Genomic DNA, 7,093 nt, shown 5'->3' with positions numbered 1-7,093 from the left:
CGTGACAGCCCACATCCTTCCCACAGCACCACGGGCGGAAGGAGGTGAACACATGAGCGACATCGAGCAGGAGCCTCCCGCGCCCGAGGAGACCGGGACCACTGCCGAAGAAGCGGCACAGCCCCCGGCTGAAGCTGCAGAGGAAGCCCCTGCAGCCGAGGAAGCTGAAGCCGCCGAGGAAGCAGGGGAGCCCCCGGCTGGTTCATCCTGACCCCACTCCCGCCGCGGCCCCGCCCGGCAGGACGGGGCCGCCGCCTGACCCGAACCGCACCGGCGTGCGGCTGCGGTTCTTCTGGACCTTCAGCAAGACGCCGACACATAGACCCGTGGCGGGCGCCTGGCCGTGCTCGTGCCGGGCCGTGACGGGGCTTCTAGGCTGGTAGTGCTCGGGGTCCCGGAGGTGTGCCATGCCCGCGAGCATCTTCAACGGCGCTCTCTCGTTCGGGCCGGTCAGCGTCCCGATCACGGTCCTGAGCGCGACCGAAGACCACAGCATCCGCTTCCGAAGGATCCACACCGCCGACAACGGCCTGGTGCGCAACCGCTACTGGTGGAAGACCCGCCAGCCCCACTGACACGAAGCCGACACATCGCACGTGGCGTGAGCGGAGAGACTGCCCGGCCTGGCGCCTGCGGCCGCCAGGCCGGGCTGAAGCCGACAGAAGGCCACTCCAGCGCCTCGGGGGGAGCGGGCACTCAGGTACGGCGGCCGAAGAGGGCTTTGAGGAGTCCTGGGGGTTGCTGGGCAAGGTCTGTGCGGCAGGTGGGGCAGTGGCGTCCGTCCTCGGGCGGAACGACATCGCCGTAGGACTCGCCGGGCGGGCCGGTGACGGGCTGACCGCAGCGCTCGCACGGCGCTGGCGGGTCGGTCGGCTGCACCGGGCCTGGGCGTTCGTCCCCGGCACGGGCCGGTCCTGGTGCTTGCTGGCCCCAAGCGGCCGTCTGACGCGCTTCCTCACGCTCCCTGAGACGCTGTTCTTCGCGGTGCAGTCGGCGCCGCTGGCGTGCTCGGCATGACGCGAGCGTCTGCCCGTCACGGCAGGTCAGGGGGCAGCCCGCGGGTCGGGGACCACCGTGCGCAGCTGCTCTGCGCTGATCGCCCGCGCGCCGCAGGAGGGGCAGGTCGCCGGTGATATCCACAGTCAGGGAGGAGACCGGTCACGCGGAGGGCCGGGGCCCCGCGGCGCGGCGGAGCCGGTTGGCGATCGCGAGCCCCAGCCCCTCCTCCGCCGGCAGCGACGCGACGATGAGGTCGCACCCCGCCTGGTCGAGCTCACGCATGAACCCATACAGCCCGCGCGCGTAGGCGGCCATCGAACCAGGGACCGCCACCGCAGCGTGCGCCTTCACCGGGGCGTCGGCGAAGGGGGGAGGAAGAAAGACGCCCACCTGGTGTCCTAGGTCCTGCGCGAGCTCCGCTTCGGCGACGACCTTCTCCGGCTCGACGAGGACGACCCGCGCCCGCGGCGCGTAGTGGGACGGATGATGGCCCGGCACCCGAACACGGCTCGTCGCGTGGACCGCAAGCAGGCACCCCAGCACCGCTTCGAGATCCTCGCGTGTCACCCCGCCGGGCCGAAGGATGCTCGGGGCATCGCCCGTGGCGTCGACGATGGTCGACTCGACACCGACCTCGCAGGGGCCGCCGTCCAGCACGAAGTCCACCGCCTCACCGAGCTCAGCACGGACGTGGTCCGCCGTTATGGGGCTGACCGAGCCGAAGCGGTTGGCGGACGGAGCCGTGACACCGCCGCCGAAGGCCGACAGCAGCGCGAGTGCGACGGGGTGATCGGGAACGGGCACGGCCACCGTCTGCAGTCCACCAGTACGACCGCGCCGCAGGACCAACGTCAGCGGCCCCGGCCAGAAGCGTTCGGCCAGCAGGCGCGCGGTTGTGGGCGCGTCCTCGACCCAGTCGGCCAGGTCCTGCGCACCGCCGATGTGGACGATCAGCGGGTGAGAGGACGGGCGCCCCTTGGCCTGGAAGATGCGCGCGACCGCTGCGGGATCCTAGGCGTTGGCGCCCAGACCGTAGACGGTTTCGGTCGGGAAGGCACCAGGCCCCCGGCGCCCAGCACACCGGCCGCCTTCTCGATGTCACTGCTTCTTGCCGACACACTCGCAATCCTAATTCTCTTGGAGCGGATCCGGCCGGACAGATCGCGTTGGCCAGCCTGTTGAGCGCGACACCTTTCGCGATCCAGGCGACTGACGCCTTGTGGGGCCATACCCTGCGCGTCGCAGGAAACGGGATGTCGCGTATGGAGGAGCACACGAGGCTACCGGCGGTTCACCAGGCGAAGCCTCAACGACCGCCTGCACGCGGGCCGCTCAAGAGGTCCGGCAAGTGACGGTCAAGGATGTCTCCGAATCCTCCAGACAAGCGATCGTTCAGGCAGTCGCCCTGCCACAGCGTTCCGCCGCTCAGCCCGCGCGGCACCCTGCTGGGCATGATCTCGTCTCATCATGAACGGCCGCTGCACGACCTGCCCCCTGCCCAGCATGACCGCTCTGCACCAGCTCGGCCGCCAGGTCGGCCGATGGCTGCCGTGGCATCGCAACGCCGTCGTCCCCTCGCCCTCAACCACCTTCACACGAGCGCCGTCACCAAGAGCTGACAGGGGGTCACCCGATGCAGCCGTGAGTACGAGGAACGTCGGAATGGCCGGAGGGGGACCCCGGGCGTTGAGGGCCTCGCCTTGAGGAGCAGGAGAGAGTCGCCGGCGCAATCGGCGGGGGCTGTGTCTCCGCATATCGCTTGGCGGTTCGCCGGACACTCCCCATTCCTCCAGCCTGGTCGACGCGCGCGCTGCCCCTTACTGAGTGGGGAGCATTCCCTCGCGCAGTCGTGCGAGGCAGCGGGACAGCAGTCGGGACACGTGCATCTGGGACACGCCCAGGCGTTCGCCGATCTGGTCCTGGGTGAGTTCCTCCACGAACCGCATGTGAATGAGCCGCCGGTCCCGTTCTTCGAGTTTGGCGATCAGGGGGGCCAGAGCGTGGAAGTCCTCCACCAGCTCCAGTGCGATGTCCTCGGTGCCGATGAAGTTTTGCAGTGCGGCTTCGCCGTCCTCGCTGCCGTTGATCCTGGCGTCCAGGGAGGAGGAGTTGTAGCCGTTGGCGGCCAGGCGCGCTTCGCGGACCTCTTCCTCGGACAGGCCCATCACCTCTGACAGTTCCTTGACCGTCGGGGTGCGGCCTAGGTGGCTGCGGAGTCCCTCCGTCGCCTTGGCGAGCTGGACGCGGGCCTCCTGCAGGCGACGTGGCACGTGGACGGCCCAGGTGGTGTCGCGGAAGAACCGCTTGATCTCGCCCACGATGTGGGGGATGGCGAAGGAGGTGAACTCCGCCTCCCGGGACAGCTCGAACCGGTCAATCGCCTTGATCAAGCCGATCATGCCGCTCTGGACGATGTCCTCCATCTCCTCCGGCTCGCGGCTACGGAACCGGCCGGCCACGTAGCGGACCAGGGACATGTTCATCTCGATCAGCGTGTTGCGCGCGTACTGGTACTCGGGCGTGCCCTCCTCCAGCACCGCCAGCTGCTCGAAGAACAGCCGGGACAGCTCACGGGCGTCCTGGGGCGCCACCTGGGAGGGATCAGCGACCTCGGGCAGCTGGGCGTGCCGTGGCGATCCCGGCCGCGGCCTGCCCGATGCCCCAAGGCGATCACTTCGGCTCATTGCGCGCGGTGGGGTTTGTGGTGAGCAATGCGCAGGCGGACCTCGGTCGGCATGTGCGGGGAGCCGGTGGATTGGTGGGCGGTGTGCAGCGGGCCTTCACAGAGGGCTCTGAGGACCGCACCGGGTGATTGCTGGGGGGCGAGGGTGAGGGCGATGCGGGTGCGGGCGTGGGCAGGTTTTCCTGTGATGCTGACGTCCGCCTGCTGGACGCCGGGCAGGTCGCCGGCGTCGGTGGCGATGGCGTCGCTGAGCGCGCGGTCGCGTAGTTCGACGCCGTCCTGCGGGGGTGGGCCGCCGACGGGTAGGGCTCCGGGGCGGCGTCGGCGCAGTTGCGCGAGCAGCCACCACAGGGCGAGCGCGGTGATGAGGACGAGGGCGGCGATGACCGCGGGCCACCACCAGCCCTGGCTGCTCCAGCGTGCCCGGTCGGCGGAGCTGAGCAGGACGTCGTGCGGGGTCGTCAGGGGCCAGCCCGCTGGCGGCGCGAGGTGCTGTTGCCGGTACATGTCGGTTCCGGCGGCGATGATCAGCAGGCCGCCGCCGAGCAGGATCAGCCCGGTGAGGGCCAGCAGAAGGCGGTTGGGTACGGGTCGCGGCCTCATGGTGCGGGCTTTCGGTGCTGGGCGGTGTCGGTCAGGCGGTGCGCTTCCGCACACGCACGACGACGCAGGGAGGGCGGGAGAGAGTGAGCCGGTCGCGTTCCTCGTCGAGGACGGCGGCGAGGTCCTTCTTCACCTGTTGCGGGTCTCGGAAGCGGATGTCCGCGCGGGCTTTGACGCGGTGGCGACGCACTCGGACATGGGCCCTGCCGACGCCCGGGACCGTCATGGCTGCGTCGCGCAGCGCCGCGGCGGCGCTGTCGCGGTCCAGTGAGGCGTGCAGTCGGGGCGGGGCACAGTTGGCCGGAGAGCGCAGGGGCAGCAGGTGGCGAAGACCGGGGCTGAGCGCGAGGACGATCAGCCACACGCCGACGGCGGCGGCCACGGCGGCCCCGGTGAGCATCCACACATCGTCCACCGGACGGGCGGCCAACTCGTGGGCCAGGTTGCTTCGCCAGGCCGATGTCCGGCGTCCTGCCCGCACAGCGACGACGTCGATCAGCGTCCCGACCGCCGCCACCAGGATCACCAAGGCGACCAGCGCGGCCGGAAGGCGGCGCGCGGACCACGGGCGGTGGCTCTTGCGCCGTCCGCCGTGGCCGTCCGCTGCCGGTGCCGGCGGGGGCCGATCGGGTTCGGGCGGATCGGGCCCTGTCGGCTCCTTCGTCAGCGGCACCGTGTCAGGACTCCCCGATGGTGCGCAGTTGCGGGCGGGAGGGCCCGGGTCGGGTGTCATTCCGGTCCTCCTTCATGGTGCGGCAGGGCGGGGCCGGTTGGGAGGCGGCTCACCGGACCCGTCCCCGGTGTGTGCCGGCGGCGGGTATCAGCCGCCGGACGGTGAGGGTGACCTCTCCCACGTTCAGGCCGGTCAGCTGAGCCACTCGCTCGGCGACGTCGTGCTGTATCTGCTCGCACACGTGGGGGATGTCGGTGGGATAGGGCAGGTCCAGGGCCAGGTGCAGGCGTACCGATCCGGTATGGGTCGCTGCGGACGCGCTGGGTGCTGCCGGTCCGCTCGCATCCGAGGGGAGTGCGGCGCGCCGCGATTGGGCCTCGCGCGTGGCCTGGGTGGTGATAAGGGCGACCACTCTGTCCGGTATGGCGGTGGCGCCCCGTTCGGCCGGGGGTGGCAGACCGACAGCCCGTGCCGGTGGATCGGGCCCGGCGCCGAGTGCTCCGACGGAGCTGTGTCGGGCGCTCACCGATGCCTCCGTGCGCGCAGGTCCAAATCGCCCTGCAGGGCGAGGCCGAGGACCAGGCCGGCCACGCCCAGAACCAGAACGAGCAGGAATGCCCAGAAGCCGCCGAAGTAACCGGCGAAGCCCAGGGCCATACCGGCCACGAGGCCCGTCGTCGCTGTATTCATCATTCACTCACCCGTCTCGCGAGCGTCGTCCCTGTGATCACCGCACACTTCAGGAGCGGTGGCACGGCGGATCACCTCACGCGGCCCTCATCGGGTCCGGACTCTTCCTCCTCGTCGGGGAGGTGGACGTCGTCGACGGCGATGTTCACCTCAACGACCTCCAATCCGGTCATCCGTTCCACAGCACTGATCACGTTGGTGCGCACGTCGCCGGCAACCTCGACGATGGAGACGCCGTACTCGACAACGACGTCCAGGTCCACGGCGGCCTGGCGCTCGCCGACCTCGACCTTCACCCCCCGTGTGACGCTGCCGCCTGCGCCGGGGACACGTTCCCGCATGGCGCCGAAAGCACGGGCCATCCCCGCTCCGAGGTTGTAGATGCCCGGTACCTCACGGGCGGCCATGCCCGCGATCTTGGCCACCACGCCGTCCGCGATGGTGGTCTTCCCTCGTGTCTCCGCCGGGGCCTCCGCCCCGGTAGGGCCCCTGAGCGCGTGCGCCCCTCCCTCGGGCCGGTTGCCCCGGCCGATGCTGATGCTGTTGTCGGTCATGACGGTCGCCTCGATGGGTTGGTCAGGCACCGGCGTGATGCCCCTCGGAAGGTTGGACATACCGGACGAGCTAGTCCTCACACCCACGAGACGTGACATGCATCACATCGAGGGGTCTGGGTACACGCGCGTTCAATCCCTGAGCAGGAGCATCATGATCGAACCGACCGGTTTCCCGCCGCCGGCATGCGACCTGCCGGACAGGCTGCTGGCCGTGCGGGCAGCCGAGGGGGACGAGGACTCCTTCGCTGTCCTCGTCCGGCGGCACGGCAGACCCCTCCTGGCCATGGCCTACTGCATGCTCGGCAACGTCCAGGACGCCGAGGACGCCGTTCAGGACGCCTTCGTCAGCGCCTGGCGGCGACTACCGGAATACCGCCACAGTGCCGAGTTCCATACCTGGATGTACCGCATCACCGTCAACCGCTGCCTGACCATGCGCCGCCGCCGACTTCCATCCATACCCCTGGACGCCATGCCCGACTCGGCAACGACCGACGAGTCGAGCTCACCCGCCCGAACCGCCGAGCAGGACGCGGCCACAGCGGCCCTGGCCCACGCCCTCGGCGAACTGGACAGCGGACAGCGGGTCTGCTGGATCCTGCGGGAACTGCAGGGACTGCCCTACAAGGAAATCGCCTCCGTGACACACACCAGCGAGCAGGCGGTGCGCGGCAGACTGTTCAGAGCACGCCGGTCCCTTAAGGAGGCGATGTCCCCATGGCGCTAGACGATCCGCACGCGCACCCTTCCGAACCGCCCCATACCGGCGCGCCCGGGCAGAGCGCGACCCCGCTCGCGGGTGACGAGGTACTGCCCTGCGGGCGCCTGCTCAGCCAGGCCTGGGAGCAGGCGCAGGACGCCACGCCGACCGCGGAGCCGCACACCGTG

9 protein-coding genes and 2 pseudogenes are annotated in these 7,093 nt (G+C 70.3%); 4 read left to right on the top strand and 7 right to left on the bottom strand.

The genetic code is table 11. From position 1 onward, the window contains the following. Positions 1–52: 52 nt before the first annotated feature. The 3 genes and pseudogenes from ABZ818_RS42190 to ABZ818_RS42180 all read left to right on the top strand — a co-directional run bounded on the left by ABZ818_RS42190 (position 53) and on the right by ABZ818_RS42180 (position 1,017). Positions 53–211: a hypothetical protein gene (locus tag ABZ818_RS42190; protein WP_361427489.1), complete on the top strand. Its 159-nt coding sequence runs from the start codon at positions 53–55 to the stop codon at positions 209–211. 196 nt (positions 212–407) lie between these two features. Then, a pseudogene (locus tag ABZ818_RS42185) lies at positions 408–545 on the top strand (Ku protein); the annotation flags it as partial. Between the two features lie 226 nt (positions 546–771). Next, positions 772–1,017: a hypothetical protein gene (locus tag ABZ818_RS42180; RefSeq protein ID WP_361427486.1), complete on the top strand. Its 246-nt coding sequence runs from the start codon at positions 772–774 to the stop codon at positions 1,015–1,017. Positions 1,018–1,158: 141 nt separating this feature from the next. Here the strand turns inward: ABZ818_RS42180 and ABZ818_RS42175 are convergent. The 7 genes and pseudogenes from ABZ818_RS42175 to ABZ818_RS42145 all read right to left on the bottom strand — a co-directional run bounded on the left by ABZ818_RS42175 (position 1,159) and on the right by ABZ818_RS42145 (position 6,202). Further along, a pseudogene (locus ABZ818_RS42175) lies at positions 1,159–2,117 on the bottom strand (L-threonylcarbamoyladenylate synthase). A 699-nt stretch (positions 2,118–2,816) separates the two neighbouring features. Beyond that, positions 2,817–3,683 (bottom strand): RNA polymerase sigma factor SigF, encoded by an 867-nt coding sequence (locus ABZ818_RS42170; RefSeq protein WP_361427483.1) that lies wholly within the window; start codon positions 3,681–3,683, stop codon positions 2,817–2,819. Next, positions 3,680–4,285: an alkaline shock response membrane anchor protein AmaP gene (locus tag ABZ818_RS42165; RefSeq protein WP_361427480.1), complete on the bottom strand. Its 606-nt coding sequence runs from the start codon at positions 4,283–4,285 to the stop codon at positions 3,680–3,682. The genes ABZ818_RS42170 and ABZ818_RS42165 overlap by 4 nt, the downstream gene beginning before the upstream one ends. Before the next feature lie 31 nt (positions 4,286–4,316). Then, positions 4,317–4,958 (bottom strand): DUF6286 domain-containing protein, encoded by a 642-nt coding sequence (locus ABZ818_RS42160; protein ID WP_361427477.1) that lies wholly within the window; start codon positions 4,956–4,958, stop codon positions 4,317–4,319. A 109-nt stretch (positions 4,959–5,067) separates the two neighbouring features. After that, positions 5,068–5,370: an Asp23/Gls24 family envelope stress response protein gene (locus tag ABZ818_RS42155; RefSeq protein ID WP_361427474.1), complete on the bottom strand. Its 303-nt coding sequence runs from the start codon at positions 5,368–5,370 to the stop codon at positions 5,068–5,070. Between the two features lie 110 nt (positions 5,371–5,480). Next, a complete protein-coding gene (locus ABZ818_RS42150) occupies positions 5,481–5,648 on the bottom strand; it encodes a hypothetical protein (RefSeq protein WP_361427471.1) in 168 nt (55 codons plus the stop codon). Between the two features lie 71 nt (positions 5,649–5,719). Beyond that, positions 5,720–6,202: an Asp23/Gls24 family envelope stress response protein gene (locus ABZ818_RS42145; RefSeq protein WP_361427468.1), complete on the bottom strand. Its 483-nt coding sequence runs from the start codon at positions 6,200–6,202 to the stop codon at positions 5,720–5,722. 154 nt (positions 6,203–6,356) lie between these two features. Between ABZ818_RS42145 and ABZ818_RS42140 the strand changes: the two genes are divergently transcribed. Next, complete coding sequence (locus ABZ818_RS42140) at positions 6,357–6,932, top strand: RNA polymerase sigma factor (protein WP_361427465.1); 576 nt, start codon at positions 6,357–6,359, stop codon at positions 6,930–6,932. Positions 6,933–7,093: the final 161 nt, after the last annotated feature.

This window comes from Streptomyces sp. NPDC047453, from assembly GCF_040643155.1.
GTDB lineage: Bacteria > Actinomycetota > Actinomycetes > Streptomycetales > Streptomycetaceae > Streptomyces.
This window is presented reverse-complemented; position numbering and strand designations above follow the sequence as displayed.